Annotated in this window: 12 protein-coding genes; 8 read left to right on the top strand and 4 right to left on the bottom strand. The window is 65.4% G+C overall.

Going from position 1 to position 13683, the window contains the following annotated elements; genetic code table 11:
* Nucleotides 1-149 precede the first annotated feature (149 nt).
* Nucleotides 150-296: a lmo0937 family membrane protein gene (locus K7G82_RS18125; protein ID WP_222991311.1), complete on the bottom strand. Its 147-nt coding sequence runs from the start codon at nt 294-296 to the stop codon at nt 150-152.
* 262 nt (nt 297-558) lie between these two features.
* Between K7G82_RS18125 and K7G82_RS18120 the strand changes: the two genes are divergently transcribed.
* Nucleotides 559-1644 (top strand): DmpA family aminopeptidase, encoded by a 1086-nt coding sequence (locus K7G82_RS18120; protein WP_222991459.1) that lies wholly within the window; start codon nt 559-561, stop codon nt 1642-1644.
* Nucleotides 1645-1669: 25 nt separating this feature from the next.
* Nucleotides 1670-3010 carry an MFS transporter gene (locus K7G82_RS18115; protein WP_222991310.1) on the top strand — a complete coding sequence of 447 codons (1341 nt, stop codon included), beginning with the start codon at nt 1670-1672 and terminating at the stop codon, nt 3008-3010.
* Between the two features lie 59 nt (nt 3011-3069).
* On the opposite strand, the gene adh is transcribed toward K7G82_RS18115, so the two are convergent.
* Both adh and K7G82_RS18105 read right to left on the bottom strand, forming a co-directional pair.
* The gene (gene adh, locus K7G82_RS18110; RefSeq protein WP_425517292.1) at nt 3070-4587 is read right to left on the bottom strand and encodes an aldehyde dehydrogenase; all 1518 of its coding nucleotides are present in this window, start codon (nt 4585-4587) and stop codon (nt 3070-3072) included.
* A gap of 149 nt (nt 4588-4736) precedes the next feature.
* A complete protein-coding gene (locus tag K7G82_RS18105) occupies nt 4737-5693 on the bottom strand; it encodes a GAF domain-containing protein (RefSeq protein ID WP_222991308.1) in 957 nt (318 codons plus the stop codon).
* A gap of 109 nt (nt 5694-5802) precedes the next feature.
* Between K7G82_RS18105 and K7G82_RS18100 the strand changes: the two genes are divergently transcribed.
* Complete coding sequence (locus K7G82_RS18100; protein ID WP_222991307.1) at nt 5803-7074, top strand: leucyl aminopeptidase family protein; 1272 nt, start codon at nt 5803-5805, stop codon at nt 7072-7074.
* A 246-nt stretch (nt 7075-7320) separates the two neighbouring features.
* On the opposite strand, the gene K7G82_RS18095 is transcribed toward K7G82_RS18100, so the two are convergent.
* Entirely contained in the window at nt 7321-7986 is a 666-nt protein-coding gene (locus tag K7G82_RS18095; protein ID WP_222991306.1) for a GntR family transcriptional regulator, read from the bottom strand.
* A gap of 101 nt (nt 7987-8087) precedes the next feature.
* On the opposite strand from K7G82_RS18095, the gene K7G82_RS18090 reads away from it, so the two are divergent.
* From K7G82_RS18090 to K7G82_RS18070, 5 genes are all read left to right on the top strand, one after another.
* Nucleotides 8088-8933 carry a carbon-nitrogen hydrolase family protein gene (locus K7G82_RS18090; RefSeq protein WP_222991305.1) on the top strand — a complete coding sequence of 282 codons (846 nt, stop codon included), beginning with the start codon at nt 8088-8090 and terminating at the stop codon, nt 8931-8933.
* Nucleotides 8930-9814, top strand: coding sequence for a proline iminopeptidase-family hydrolase (locus K7G82_RS18085; RefSeq protein ID WP_222991304.1), 885 nt, complete (start codon nt 8930-8932; stop codon nt 9812-9814). Before K7G82_RS18090 ends, K7G82_RS18085 begins: the two co-directional genes overlap by 4 nt.
* A gap of 98 nt (nt 9815-9912) precedes the next feature.
* The gene (locus K7G82_RS18080; RefSeq protein ID WP_222991303.1) at nt 9913-12030 is read left to right on the top strand and encodes a TonB-dependent receptor; all 2118 of its coding nucleotides are present in this window, start codon (nt 9913-9915) and stop codon (nt 12028-12030) included.
* 70 nt (nt 12031-12100) lie between these two features.
* Nucleotides 12101-12934, top strand: coding sequence for an alpha/beta hydrolase family protein (locus K7G82_RS18075; RefSeq protein WP_222991302.1), 834 nt, complete (start codon nt 12101-12103; stop codon nt 12932-12934).
* Nucleotides 12921-13682, top strand: a complete 762-nt coding sequence (locus tag K7G82_RS18070; protein WP_222991301.1) for an HpcH/HpaI aldolase family protein — start codon at nt 12921-12923, stop codon at nt 13680-13682. The genes K7G82_RS18075 and K7G82_RS18070 overlap by 14 nt, the downstream gene beginning before the upstream one ends.
* The last annotated feature ends 1 nt before the right edge of the window (nt 13683 follow it).

The raw sequence follows: 13683 nt of genomic DNA, 5'->3' as shown, positions 1-13683 counted from the left end.
CAAAACGATAAATATGGGTATGCTCATCCCATACGTCATGCCAGCGCAAGCTGGCATCTCCCGCAGGATAAAGCGCGATCTGGTTGGCAGATGCCAGCCTGCGCTGGCATGACGGTGTGGAACGGGTTTTCTCGCTCCACACCCAAAAGCTAAACCACCCGACGGCCGGTGAAGAGCTGGATCAGCCCGACGATGACCGCGATCACCAGCAGGATATGGATCAGTCCGCCCGCGACATGGAAGGCGAAGCCGAGCAGCCAGAGCACCAGGAGGATGACGGCGATGGTCCAAAGCATATTTCCACTCCGAAGGATCGATTGCGTCCGCCACAGCAGCGCGTGGAAAAGCCTGCCCTCGCGAAAGCGGGGGAACCGGTTTTCCGCACACCGAGCGGCGCCGACAGAAACTTGCACCAAGCCGCGCGATTTTCGCGTGGCTTGGTGTAAGGGCGAGCAAGGATCAAACGTGGTGGCGCTGCGAAGCGTTCCATGGACGGCAACGAAGGAGAATGGGGTGAGGAAGAGTTTCGCGACGGCGGCGGCGGCGCTGGTGCTGGCCATGGCGATCGGCGGTACCGCGCTGGCGGGGCCGCGTGCCCGCGATGCGGGTGTCGTGGTCGGCATCCTGGAACCCGGGCCGCTCAACGGCATCACCGATGTCGAGGGTGTGCGCGTCGGACAGGTGACGCTGGTCGAGGGCACGAAGATCCATACCGGCGTCACGGCGGTGCTGCCGCATGGCGGCAACATCTTCCAGGACAAGGTGCCCGCCGGCTTCGTCGCGGAGAATGCCTTCGGCAAGTTCATGGGATCGACGCAGGTGGTCGAACTCGGCGAGATCGAGACGCCGATCCTGCTCACCAACACACTCAATGTCGCGGAGGCGGCGGCGGGCGCGATCGAATGGACATTGGCGCAGCCCGGCAACGAGCAGGTACGCTCGGTCAACGCGGTGGTCGGCGAGACCAATGACGGCTATCTCAACGACATACGCGGCCGTCATGTCGGCAAGGCCGATGCGCGCCGCGCGATCGAGACCGCGAAGACCGGCGCGGTCGAGGAAGGCGCGGTGGGCGCCGGCACCGGCACCGTCGCGTTCGGCTGGAAGGGTGGCATCGGCACCTCGTCGCGCAAGCTGCCCGCATCGCTGGGCGGCTGGACGGTGGGCGTGCTCGTCCAGTCCAATTATGGCGGCGTGCTCAACGTCGCCGGCGTGCCCGTCGGCGTCCGGCTGGGCAAATATGATTTCAAGAGCGAGATCGAGCAGCGCAAGGCCGATGGATCGGTGGTGATCGTCATCGCCACCGATGCGCCGGTGTCCGACCGCAATCTGCGTCGCATTGCCGAGCGCGCCTTTGCCGGCATCGCGCGCACCGGTTCGAGCTTTTCCAACGGATCGGGCGACTATGCCGTCGCCTTTTCGACCAATGCGGCGGTGCGCCGGACGCCCGAGCGACGCGCGGCGGCGGCATCGGTCGAGACCATGCCCAACGACGGCATGTCGTCGCTGTTCCAGGCCGTCGCCGAGGCGACCGAGGAAGCAGTGCTCAATTCGCTCTTCACGGCGAAGACGGTCGCGGGCCATAACGGCACGATCGAAGCGCTGCCGCTCGATAAGGTGCTGCCGATGGTGAAGCGGCGCTGAGAGGCTGGCTGGGGGATTGGGGCATATGAAGCACGAAGAAACCGCGGATCTGCCCTATCTCAAAAAGGTGGTCGGCGCGTCGATGGCGGGCACCGTCGTCGAATGGTATGAGTTCTTCCTTTACGGCACCGCCGCCACTCTGGTGTTCGGCAAGCTGTTCTTCCCCAATTCGGGCAATGAGCTGGACGGGATCATCGCCGCCTTCGCCACCTATGCCGTCGGTTTCATCGCCCGGCCGCTGGGCGGCGTGGTCTTCGGCCATATCGGCGACCGGATCGGGCGCAAGTCGCTGCTCCAGTTCAGCCTGGTGCTGATCGGCGTCTCCACCTTCCTGATGGGCTGCCTGCCCGTCTATGCATCGATCGGCTATTGGGCGCCGGCCTTGCTGGTGCTGCTGCGTTTCGTGCAGGGTTTCGCGCTCGGCGGCGAATGGGGCGGCGCGGTGCTGCTGGTGACCGAGCACAGCCCGAACAAAAGCCGCGCCTTTTGGGGCAGTTTCCCCCAGGCCGGCGTGCCGCTCGGCAATCTGCTCGCCACCGTCGTGCTATTGATCCTGTCGGCGACGCTCTCCGAAGAGGCGTTCCTCTCCTGGGGCTGGCGCGTCGGCTTCTGGCTGTCGGTGATCATCGTCGGCATCGGCTATTATATCCGCACCCAGGTGACGGACTCGCCGATCTTCGAAGCGGCGAAGGCGCGGATCGAGCAGCAGGCCGATGCCGGCTATGGGCTGACCGAGGTTTTCCGCCGCTATCCGCGCGGCGTGTTCACCGCCATGGGCCTGCGCTTCGGCGAAAACATCCTCTATTATATGGTCGTCACCTTCTCGATCACCTATCTCAATCACCTGAAGGTCGACACGACGCGTATCCTGACATTGCTGTTCTTCGCGCATATCGCGCATGTCGTGCTGATCCCGCTCTACGGCGCGGCGGCCGATCGACGGGGGCGCAGGCCCGTCTATATGCTGGGCGCGGCGCTGACGATGGTCTGGCCCTTCGTCGCCTTTCCGATGTTCGGCACGGGGGAGACCGTGCAGATCCTGTCCGCGATCATCCTGGGGCTGGCGGTGCACGGCCTGATGTATGCGGCGCAGCCGGCGGTGATGGCTGAGATGTTCCCGACGCGGATGCGTTATTCGGGTGTGTCGCTGGGTTATCAGGCGACCGCGATCGTCGCCGGATCCTGGGCGCCGCTGATCGGCACCGCGCTGCTGCGCGGCTATGAGGACTGGACGCCGATCGCGATCTACATCCTCTTCGCCGGCGCGGTCAGCCTGGGCGCGGCGCTCTATATGCGCGAAACGCGCGGCGCGTCGCTGGCGGCCGTCGACGCCGAAGACCGCGACCGGATGGCGCGGGCGGGATAGAACGGGCCGCGGCGCGGGGCGGGCATATGCTCCGCCTGCCGCGCCTCAGCCCAGGCCGGTCAGAAGAAGCCGAGCTTCTTGGGGCTGTAGCTGACCAGCATATTCTTGGTCTGCTGATAATGATCGAGCATCATCTTGTGGGTTTCGCGCCCGATGCCCGATTGCTTGTAGCCGCCGAACGCCGCGTGCGCCGGATAGGCGTGGTAGCAGTTGGTCCAGACGCGGCCGGCGCGGATGGCGCGGCCGAAGCGGTAGCAGGTGTTGGCGTCGCGGCTCCACACGCCCGCGCCCAGGCCGTAAAGCGTGTCGTTGGCGATCTCGAGCGCTTCGGCTTCATCGCGGAAGGTCGCGACCGACAGCACGGGGCCGAAAATCTCCTCCTGGAAGATCCGCATGCCGTTATGGCCCTTGAACACGGTCGGCTGCACATAATAGCCGCCCGACAACTCGCCGCCCAGATCGGCGGCGGCGCCCCCGGTCAGCAACTCGGCGCCTTCCTGCTTGCCGATATCGATATAGCTCAGGATCTTCTCGCATTGCTCCGACGAGGCCTGGGCGCCGATCATCGTCGCGGGATCGAGCGGATTGCCCTGGATGATCGCCTCGACGCGCTTGAGTGCGCGCTCCATGAACCGGTCATAGATGCGTTCATGGACCAGCGCGCGGCTGGGACAGGTGCAGACCTCGCCCTGGTTGAGCGCGAACATGACGAAGCCCTCGATCGCCTTGTCGAGGAAATCGTCGTCATCGCGCGCGACATCCTCGAAGAAGATGTTGGGGCTCTTGCCACCCAGCTCCAGCGTGACGGGGATCAGGTTGGCGCTGGCATATTGCATGATCAACCGGCCGGTCGAGGTCTCGCCGGTGAAGGCCACCTTGGCGATGCGGTTGGACGAAGCGAGCGGTTTGCCCGCTTCCAGCCCGAAGCCGTTGACGATGTTGAGCACGCCGGGCGGCAGCAGGTCGCCGATCAGGTCGATCCACACCATGATCGATGCCGGCGTCTGTTCGGCGGGCTTCAGCACCACACAATTGCCGGCGGCGAGTGCGGGGGCGAGCTTCCATGCCGCCATCAGGATTGGGAAATTCCAAGGGATGATCTGCGCGACCACGCCCAGCGGTTCATGGAAATGATAAGCGATGGTGTCCTGGTCGATCTCGCCGATCGATCCTTCCTGGCCACGGATCGCGCCAGCGAAATAGCGGAAATGATCGATCGCCAGTGGAATGTCCGCCGCCATCGTCTCGCGGATGGGCTTGCCGTTGTCCCAGGTTTCGGCGAGCGCGAGCGCTTCGAGATTCGCCTCCATCCGGTCGGCGATGCGGTTGAGGATCAGCGCGCGCTCGGCGGCGGAGGTACGGCCCCAGGCATCCTTGGCGGCGTGCGCGGCGTCGAGCGCGGCCTCGATATCTGCGGCGTCCGATCGGGCGACTTCGCCCACGGGCCTGCCGGTGACGGGCGAGATATTCTCGAAATAGCGGCCGGCCTTGGGTGCTGCCCACTGGCCGCCGATATAATTGTCGTAGCGCGCGGCGAACGGCGCCTTCAGCGCGGATGCGCGATCCTGAACGGGCATATCCATATCGTCTGATCCTCTTCCCAAAACGGTGCCGCTTGCCGGCGTTGCGGAAAGACTAGGGCCGATCGCCTGCGCGACGGAAGCGTCGCGCAGAAACACACGGTCGCATCTGTCTCATTATCGAGACAGCTTGCCGGCGCTTCGCCCTATGGACGCAAGCCTGCACGCGACATGCGCCGATACAGTGTCGCGCGGCCGATTCCGAGCAACTGCGCCGCCTTGCTGGCATTGCCGCCGGCCTGGGCGAGCGCGCGGCGCAGGACGGCGCGGTCGCCGTCCTCGAACGACGGCGCCTGCTCGCGCCCCAGCAATTGATCAAGCGGGCGCGGATCGGCGAGCACCGCATCATCCAGGCCCAGCTTCAGCCGCGCCGCCCGGCTTGCACCGACCACCAGATCGTCGCGGTCGGCGGCGAGCAATGCCGTGCCGTGCGTCGGATCGTCCGCCAGGAAGATGATCCGCGCGCCTTCGAAATGACTGCAGAAATAGTCGCGCTCGATTCGCCGGGCCGCGTCGCGGACGAATGCGATGATGATCTCCGCCATCGCCGAACCGTGATCGTCGCGGCAGGTGGAGATATCGAGCGCGGCGACCAGCCGTCCGTGCGGATCATGGACGGGGGCATCCATGCAACTGATCCCGATATTGCGGCTCGCGAAATGCTGGTCGCGGTGGATCACCACGGGCCGATCCTCGAACAGGCAGGTGCCGATGCCGTTGGTGCCTTCCTCCGCCTCCGCCCAGCGTGCGCCCATGGCGAGTCCGGCCTGCGAGAATTCGCGATCGTCGCCGGCGCCGATCCGGCGTTCGAGGATCACGCCGTGCGCGTCGCTCAGGATCACGCCGCACCCCGATCGTCCGACCGACCGGAACATCTGGTCGAGCACGGGATTGGCGACGTCGAGCAGGGGCCGGTGCGCATCGCGCAGCGCGTGCAGCGACGATGCGTCGATCCGTTCGCGCGTGCGGCGGTCCGCCGGGTCGAGCCCATGATGCAGCGCCGAACGGCACCATGACGCCGCCACCGGCGAAACCGCCGCGCTGCTTGCCGAACGCACCGTATCGAACACGATATCGGCATGGGGGGAATTGGTTCGGGTCATCCTTGCTCCGGTGCCGAGGCTGCTCCCCTATGCGGGCGGAGTCAAATCACTCGTCACGCTCGATCGCTTCGGTTTGCGGCGCCATCGCCCATCGTGTAGTAGCCAAAATATGCACCAATATCCACACGGCTCGCAATCCTGGTGCTTCACCGAAACCGAAACCGGCACGCCGCTGCGCTTCGTTTCCGGCCGCGACCTGCCGGAACTGGCCGTTCCGCATGCCGAGGCCTGGCTGCGCTTGTCCGGATTCGATGGCTCCATGGGAGATCACTTGCTCTTGCCCGATGCCGACGGTGCGCCGGCCGAAATGCTCGCGGGCATCGGTGATGGCGATCCGGCGGATCCGGCGAGCTATGCGCTGGCGGTGCGCGGCCTGCCGGCGGGGACGTACCGGCTGATCGACGCGGACGCCCCGTGCGAGGCGATCGCGATCGGCTGGGCGTTGGGGAGCCAAGGGCGTGGCGCTGCCGTGGCGCCCATGCTCGGCTTGCCGGCGGGGCTGGATCGGCGGACGGCCGCGCTGGCGGATATGGACTGTTGGGCGCGCGATCTCATCAACCGGCCCGGTGGTGCGCTCGGTCCTGACGAACTGGCGCGGGAGGCGGAGAGGCTGGCTGAACGCCACGGCGCGCGGCTTGTTATCGTCCGGGGCGAGGCGTTGCTGGCGCAGGACCTGCCGGGTATATTCGCGGTGGGCAAGGGCGGCGTCCGTCCGCCGCTGCTGATCGATCTGCGCTGGGGAGATCCGGCCGCGCCGCGCGTGACCCTGGTGGGCAAGGGCGTCTGTTTCGATGCCGGCGGGCTCGACCTCAAGCGCCAGCCCGAGATCGCGATGATGAAAAGCGACATGGCAGGGGCGGCGCATGTCCTTGCGCTCGCATCGCTCGTCATGGAGATCGGGCTGGACATATCGCTGCGCGCGCTGATTCCGGCCGTGGACAATCTGCCCTCCGCGACATCAGTGATGCCCGGCGACGTGCTCCGCAACCGCAACGGACGGACCATCGAGATCGCCAATACCGATTATGAAGGGCGGGTCCTGCTCGCCGATGCGCTCGCGCTCGCCGCCGAGGAGGAACCGGCGCTGCTGATCGACTTCGCCAGCCTGACGACGACCGGCCTCGGGCCCGACATCGCGGCGCTGTTCGCGCGGCGGGACGAAACCGGCGTTGCGCTGCTGCGTGCGGCCGCTGACACATATGATGCGATGTGTCGCTTGCCGCTTCATGCCGGCTATCGACGGTCGATCCGCGCCGATGCCGCACCAACTTTCCGCCGCCCGAACATGGCATTTCGAGCATCGCTGCCGCGCTGTTCCTGGCGGAGTTCGTGCCGCCGGCGCTCGACTGGGTGCATCTCGATATCGAGAGCTGGAATGTGATGCGCGATATCCCGCGTCCCTATGGCGGCAATGTCAGTGGGCTGCGCGCCGTCTGGCGCACGCTGGAGACGCGCTTCGGGGGGTAGGGCGATCGGCGGGGGCACCGTTCCTATGAATCCGAAAACGACACACTCAACTGTCATTCCCGCGAATGCGGGAATCCAGAGTCGTAGAGCTCGATGATCGACATCATCTGGATTCCCGCGTTCGCGGGAATGACATCAAGGATATTGGAACGGAGCGGGCCTATGCCTCGAACTGCGCCGTCGCGAGTACAGTGCCGCCTTCGCGCCAGCGATTGAGGTGGCGATCGACCAGCGCCACCAGTCCGTCGGCGTCGCGCGCTTCCAGCAGCCGCACCATCTCGGCATGGTCCTGGTTGCTCTGGCGGATCGAGGCGTGAGAGCGCCAGCCGCGCGCGCCGGGCAGGCCGCGCTGGCGCATCGCGGTGATTTCGCCGGCCAGGATGCGGTTGCCGCAGGTCGCGTAGAAGCGGTCGTGGAAAGTGAAGTTGAGATCGCGCAGCATCTCCATCTCGCCCGTGTCGATCGCATTTTCGAAGCGGTCTACGAGCGTGCGCAATTCGAGCAGATCCTCTTCGTCGCGATGCTTGACCGCAAGCCGCACCGCCGCCGTTTCCAGCACGGTGCGCGTGTGGATCAGGTCCTCACGCTCACGCTCGGTCAGGTTGATGACGCGATAGCCGCGATTGGGAATATGCTCGATCAGGTGCCGCGTCTTCAGATCGAGCAACGCCATGCGCACGTCGAAGCGGTGCGCATTGTACATCGACTCGATATCGGCCTGTTTCAGCCATTCACCGGGCCGGAACATGCCGGCGATCAGGTCGGCTTCCAGCAGGCTGGTAACGCCACGGCTTTCCTCCGGCGCCTTCGCCGTTGACTTGCGCACAATAGTAGCCAATCTTTGCTGCCAATAACGAGCAACTTTTCTAGCATCTGTCTGGCGCGCTGGCCAGCGGCGGCTGGCAATTTTCCAAGGGAGACGAGGACGTGACCGACAATGGGAAACCGCTGCGCGTTGCCGCGGTGCAGATATGCGCGACGCCCGATGCGGGGGCGAACCTGGTGGCTGCCGAAGCCGCCGCGCGCGATGCGGCCGAGCAGGGTGCGCAGTGGATCGCCTTTCCCGAAGCCTTTGACTGCCTGGTGCCGACGGCCGCCGAAATGCATGCCTATGCGCGGCCCGAAGAGGATCATCCGGCGGTGCGGAGCTTCACGCGCCTGTCGCGCGAACTGGGGCGTTGGCTGCTCGCCGGTTCGGTCTCGGTCCGCTCCGCCGACGATGCCGTCGTCAACCGGACCCTGGTCTTCTCGCCCGAAAGCGTCATCGCCGCGCGCTACGACAAGATCCATCTGTTCGACATCGACCTGCCCAATGGCGAATCCTCACGCGAGTCGGATTTTTACAGGCCCGGCGGTACCGCGGTGGTCGCCGACCTCGACGGCATCGGGCTGGGACTCAGCATCTGCTACGATATTCGCTTCCCGCAATTGTTCCGTGCGCTGGGCCAGGGCGGCGCTCGGGTGATCGCGACCCCCGCCGCGTTCAGCAACTATACCGGTCCGCTTCATTGGGAGCCGCTGCTGCGCGCACGCGCGATCGAGACCGGTTGTTTCGTGGTCGCCGCCGCCCAATGCGGCGACAATTATCCCGGCCGCGTCAGCCACGGCCAGTCGATGATCATCGATCCCTGGGGACGGGTGATGGCGCGTGCCGGCGACGCGCCTGCGGTGATCCTTGCCGATCTCGATCTGGAGGAGGTCGATCGCTTTCGCACCGCGATCCCGTCGCTCACCAAGGGCCGCGACTTCGCCCTGGGGGAGGTCGCGCAATGACGATCGAAGCGACGCGCATGCCGATCCGGTTGACCGATGGGCATCGGGTGATGGGTTACTGCTATGGTGACGGGCCGGAAACGCTGATGCTGGCCAATGGCGGACCGGGGCTGCCCAGCCTGTATCTGCGCGCACCTCATGCACGGCTCGCCACCAGGGGCTGGCGGGTCATCACCTGGGATCAGCTCGGCTGCGGTGAATCCGACCGGCCGGACGACCGTTCGCTCTGGACACTCGAACGCTATGTCGACGAGGCCGATCAGGTGCGCGCGGCGTTCGGCGCGGATCGCGTGCATTTCCTCGGGCATAGCTGGGGGACGTGGCTGGGCACCGAATATGCGCTGACCCATCCCGATCGCGTGAAGAGCTATGTCGTCGCCGATGGCGCGTGCGACATTCCGCATCTCGTCTCCGAACTCGGGCGGCTGCGGCTGGCGCTGGGCGGCGAGACGGTGACGATGATGACCGCGCATGAGGCAGCGGGCACGATCGACCATCCCGAATATCAGGCGGCGATCACATTGCTCAACCACCGTCATGTCTGCCGTCTGGCCGAATGGCCGGCAACGCTGACCGACGCGCTCGCCGACTGGAACATGGCGCCGTACGAGACGATGCAGGGGCCGAACGAGTTCACCTATACCGGCAATATGAAGGACTGGAATCGCGTGCCCGACATGGGTGCGATTGCAGCACCGTGCCTGGTGCTGTGCGGCCGGTACGACGAGCTGACACCGGCCTGCTCGATGCGCATGCATGCGGCGCTGCCATCGTCGCGGATTCATATATTCCCCCACAGCTCGCACATGCCCTTCTACGAAGAGACTGAGGCCTACTTCACTGTTCTGGAACGATTTTTACACGATACTTCATCCCGATAAAATTCCTGTTGCTGAAATTGGCTACAAATAGTAGCCAATGTGAGCGACACCGGGAGAATCAAGGCCTTCGGGCGTGGGGACAGGGAAGGGGTGAGATTATGCGCGGACTGATGATTCTGATGATGACGACGGCGCTCGCGGCACTGCCGATGGCGGCGCATGCGCAGGCGGCGGCCCAAGCTGAAGAGGGCGACAGCGACATCGTCGTCACCGCCACCCGGCTTGGCGAGACCATCGCGGATTTCCCCGGATCCTCGACCGTGGTTGGCGCGGCGCAGCTCGAAAGCCAGCTCGCGACGACACGCGATCTCGGCAGCGTGCTCGCCTTTTCGGTTCCGGGCCTGTCCGCATCGAGCAACACCGCGGCCAATGTCGAACAGGGCCTGCGCGGCCGTCCGCTGCGCATCTTCGTTGACGGCGTGCCGGTTTCCAACCCGTTGCGCGACGGCGGTCGCGACCTGCGCCTGATCGCGCCCACCGCGATCGGGGCGATCGAGGTGATCCGCGGCGCTTCCGCCATTTATGGCCAGGGCGGCGCCGGCGGCATCATCAACTATGTCACGAAGCGCGGAAAGGCGGGCGATGCCTGGACCTTCCGCACCGAAGCCGGGCTGGGCTTTTCCACCCAGAATGTCGGCGACAGCCTCAATCCCATGATCCTGCAGAGCGGATCCGGGGCGATCGGCGATTTCGACATCACCTTTGCCGGCAGTTACGAGCGGGTGAACGGTCAGTTCGACGCCGAGGGCGATCGCCTGCCGCCCGATCCTCAGAATTTCGGCGGCATCGCCGATTCCGATATCTGGAACTTCTTCGGCAAGGTCGGCTATAATTTCGGCGGACAGCGCCTGGAGGCGATGTTCAACTATTATGACCAGCACCAGCGCAGCGACTTCATTCCCACGGGCGGCAATGTCGCGCTGGGGCAGAAGGTCCGTGCGGTGCGCGGCAGCTACGATCCGCGCGCGATCGACCCGATCAACCGCAACGTCATGGGCTATCTCGCCTATTTCAACGACAATCTGCTCGGCACCTTCCACGCCCAGCTCTATCACCTGAGCAGCTATTCGGTGTTCTCGTTCAACGCCGCGCGACTGGGCGGCACGCAGACCACGATCAATTCGAAGAAAACCGGGCTGCAGGCCGATTTCAAGACGCAGTTCGACGCGCTCGGGCTGGGCGATGGCTATTTCCTGTGGGGCGTCGATATCGCGCGCGACACGACCGAACAGCCGCTGATCCCGCTGACCGACAAGCCGGGCGATGGGCGGACCTTCACCCCGCCGCTCAAGCAGATGAACTATGCGGCGTTCATCCAGATCGACAAGCCGATCACGCCCTGGCTCTCGCTCAACGCGGGCATCCGCCATGACGAATTCACGCTCGACATCGACGATTTCGTCGCCGGCCTCACCAATGTCCATGTCGCCGGCGGCAAGCTGAAATACAGCGCAACGCCGGTGAATGTCGGGCTGACGGCGCGGGTCGGGCCCGAACTGGAGCTGTTCGGCGGCTTCTCCCAGGGCTTCTCGATCCCCGATATCGGATCGCCGCTGCGCAGCGTGGTTGCGCCCAACCTCAACGGTTTCCGCCCGGAACCGCAGCTCGTGAACAATTACGAGATCGGCGTGCGCGGCAAGATCGCCGGCATCAGCTATTCCGCCGCTTATTATATCAGCACAGCCGATTTCGGCACCGACTTCGTGATCGACACGGTCAACCCCACCGAGGCGCTGACCTTGCGCGAGAAGGAAAAGGTGCAGGGCTGGGAAGTCAGCCTGAGCGGCACCATCGCGACCAGCACGCGGTGGATGGCGAATTATTCGCACAATCAGGGCCGGCGCGACGCGAACAAGGACGGCAAGCTCGATACGCCGCTCACCAATCGCCGTATCGGGCCCGACCAGTTCAACCTCGCGGTCGATCACGACATCACCACTGACTGGTCGGTGCGCCTGCAATATAATCACTCGGGCTCACGCAACGCCTTTCCCGGCTCGGCGGCAGGCAATTTCTACACCGGCCGCATTCGTCCGACCGATCGCATCGATCTGTCGACCAAGTTCAAGGCCGATCCGTTCGATGTGAGCGTCGGCGTCAACAATCTGCTCAACGAGGACTATTTCTCGGTCTCGGCACAGCTCATCAACCGCAACGAGCTCTACACCAAGGCCGAGGGGCGGACCGTCTATGTGAAGCTCGGCGTCAACTACTGAGCGTTCGCATATCCCGACAGACCTGAATGAAGGCAGCCGGCCGTTCGTGCCGGCTGCCGAGAGGAACCGCATGACTCCGTCGACCCAGCCACCCAGCCTTTCGCCTTATGATCTGGGGGCGACGCCCGCCATCGCCTGCGCGATGGATCAGCGCTTCTCCTATTGCCTCTATGTGCCCCGTGACGGGGATCCGGCGACGCGGCGTCTGCTCGTCGCGGTGCATGGCACCGGGCGGGGCAACCAGGTGGTGCGCGACAGCTTCGTCGCGCTCGCCGACCGGCTCAACCTGATCATCCTCGCGCCGCTCTTCCCCTGCGGGATCGAGGATCCGGACGATCGCGACAACTATAAATATGTCGAATATCGCGGTATCCGGTTCGATCATGTGTTGCTGGCCATGATCGACGAGGTCGCCGCGAAATACGGCGTCACCGACACAAGTTTCGGCCTGTTCGGCTTTTCGGGCGGGGCGCATTTCGCGCATCGTTTCTATTATCTCTATCCCGAACGCCTGTCGGCCGTGTCGGTCTGCGCGCCGGGATCGCCGACATTGCCCGATCCGGATCGCCCCTGGTGGGTCGGCGTCGCCGATATGGAGGCGCGCTTCGGCCGCCCGCTCAACTTGCCGGCGATGCGCGCGGTGCCCGTCCATCTCGCGGTCGGCACGCGCGATGTCGAGACCTGGGAAATCACGCATCGGCCGGGCAGCGCGCATTGGATGGAGGGCGCCAACGATACCGGCGACACCAGGGTGGAGCGGATCGGCGCGCTGCACGATGCGCTTCGCGCCTCGGACATCGATGTGCGCCTCGATCTCGTCGAGGGCGCCGCGCATGAATATGAACCGCTCGCGCGGCGGGCGATGACCTTCTTCGCCGAAACGCTTGGCGATGCTGCGCGCTAACCGCCTCAAGCGCCGGCTGGCGGCCGGTGCCCCCTCGGTCGGCTGCTGGCTGTTCATGGGCAGCCCGTCCACCGCGGAGCTGCTGTCGCATCTGCCGTTCGACGCGCTGATCGCCGATCTCGAGCATCGCAGCACCGGCATCGGCACGATGACCGACCAGCTGCGCGCGGCCAATGGCGGCACCCAGCCGACCCTGCTGGTGCGCGTGCCTGATGCGCGGCCCGAAACGGTGAAGCCGGTGCTCGACAGCGGCGCCGAAGGGCTGCTGCTGCCCTGTGTCGAGCGCGTCGAGGATCTGGCCGGCCTGGTCGCGGCGGCAAGCTATCCGCCGCACGGCGTGCGCGGGCTGCACTACACCGTCTCGCGCGCGGCGGGCTGGGGCGCCTATGCGGCCGACTATCCCGCCCATGCTGCCGGCGAAACGCTGATCGTCGCGATGATCGAGTCCGCTGCCGGCGTCCAGGCGATCCCGGAGATGGCGAAAGTCACGGGCATCGACATGTTCTTCATCGGTCCGCTCGACCTGTCGGCGAGCATCGGCGTGGCGGGGCGCTGGGACGATCCCGGCTTTCTCGACCTGTGGCGGGAGGCTGAGCGGCGGATCGTCGAAAGCGGCGTCGCGCTGGGCGGGACGATCCTGCCCGGCTATGGCGCGGCAGCGCTGTTCGAACGCGGCTATCGCTTCGCGACGCTGGGCGCGGATGCCGGCTTTCTCCGCAATGCGGCGCTCGCCGCGCTCGCGGCGTGAC

Source organism: Sphingomonas colocasiae (genome assembly GCF_019880585.1).
Taxonomy (GTDB): Bacteria; Pseudomonadota; Alphaproteobacteria; order Sphingomonadales; family Sphingomonadaceae; genus Sphingobium_A; species Sphingobium_A colocasiae.
The sequence above is the reverse complement of the archived record's forward strand: the minus strand, read 5'-3'. Positions and strand labels throughout refer to the sequence as shown.

Excerpts from the sequence above, each read along its gene's own strand:
- K7G82_RS18125 (WP_222991311.1), bottom strand. The coding sequence starts at position 296 with ATGCTTTGGACCATCGCCGTCATCCTCCTGGTGCTCTGGCTGCTCGGC.
- K7G82_RS18120 (WP_222991459.1), top strand. The coding sequence starts at position 559 with ATGGCGATCGGCGGTACCGCGCTGGCGGGGCCGCGTGCCCGCGATGCG.
- K7G82_RS18115 (WP_222991310.1), top strand. The coding sequence starts at position 1,670 with ATGAAGCACGAAGAAACCGCGGATCTGCCCTATCTCAAAAAGGTGGTC.
- adh (WP_425517292.1), bottom strand. The coding sequence starts at position 4,587 with ATGCCCGTTCAGGATCGCGCATCCGCGCTGAAGGCGCCGTTCGCCGCG.
- K7G82_RS18105 (WP_222991308.1), bottom strand. The coding sequence starts at position 5,693 with ATGACCCGAACCAATTCCCCCCATGCCGATATCGTGTTCGATACGGTG.
- K7G82_RS18100 (WP_222991307.1), top strand. The coding sequence starts at position 5,803 with ATGCACCAATATCCACACGGCTCGCAATCCTGGTGCTTCACCGAAACC.
- K7G82_RS18085 (WP_222991304.1), top strand. The coding sequence starts at position 8,930 with ATGACGATCGAAGCGACGCGCATGCCGATCCGGTTGACCGATGGGCAT.
- K7G82_RS18080 (WP_222991303.1), top strand. The coding sequence starts at position 9,913 with ATGCGCGGACTGATGATTCTGATGATGACGACGGCGCTCGCGGCACTG.
- K7G82_RS18075 (WP_222991302.1), top strand. The coding sequence starts at position 12,101 with ATGACTCCGTCGACCCAGCCACCCAGCCTTTCGCCTTATGATCTGGGG.
- K7G82_RS18070 (WP_222991301.1), top strand. The coding sequence starts at position 12,921 with ATGCTGCGCGCTAACCGCCTCAAGCGCCGGCTGGCGGCCGGTGCCCCC.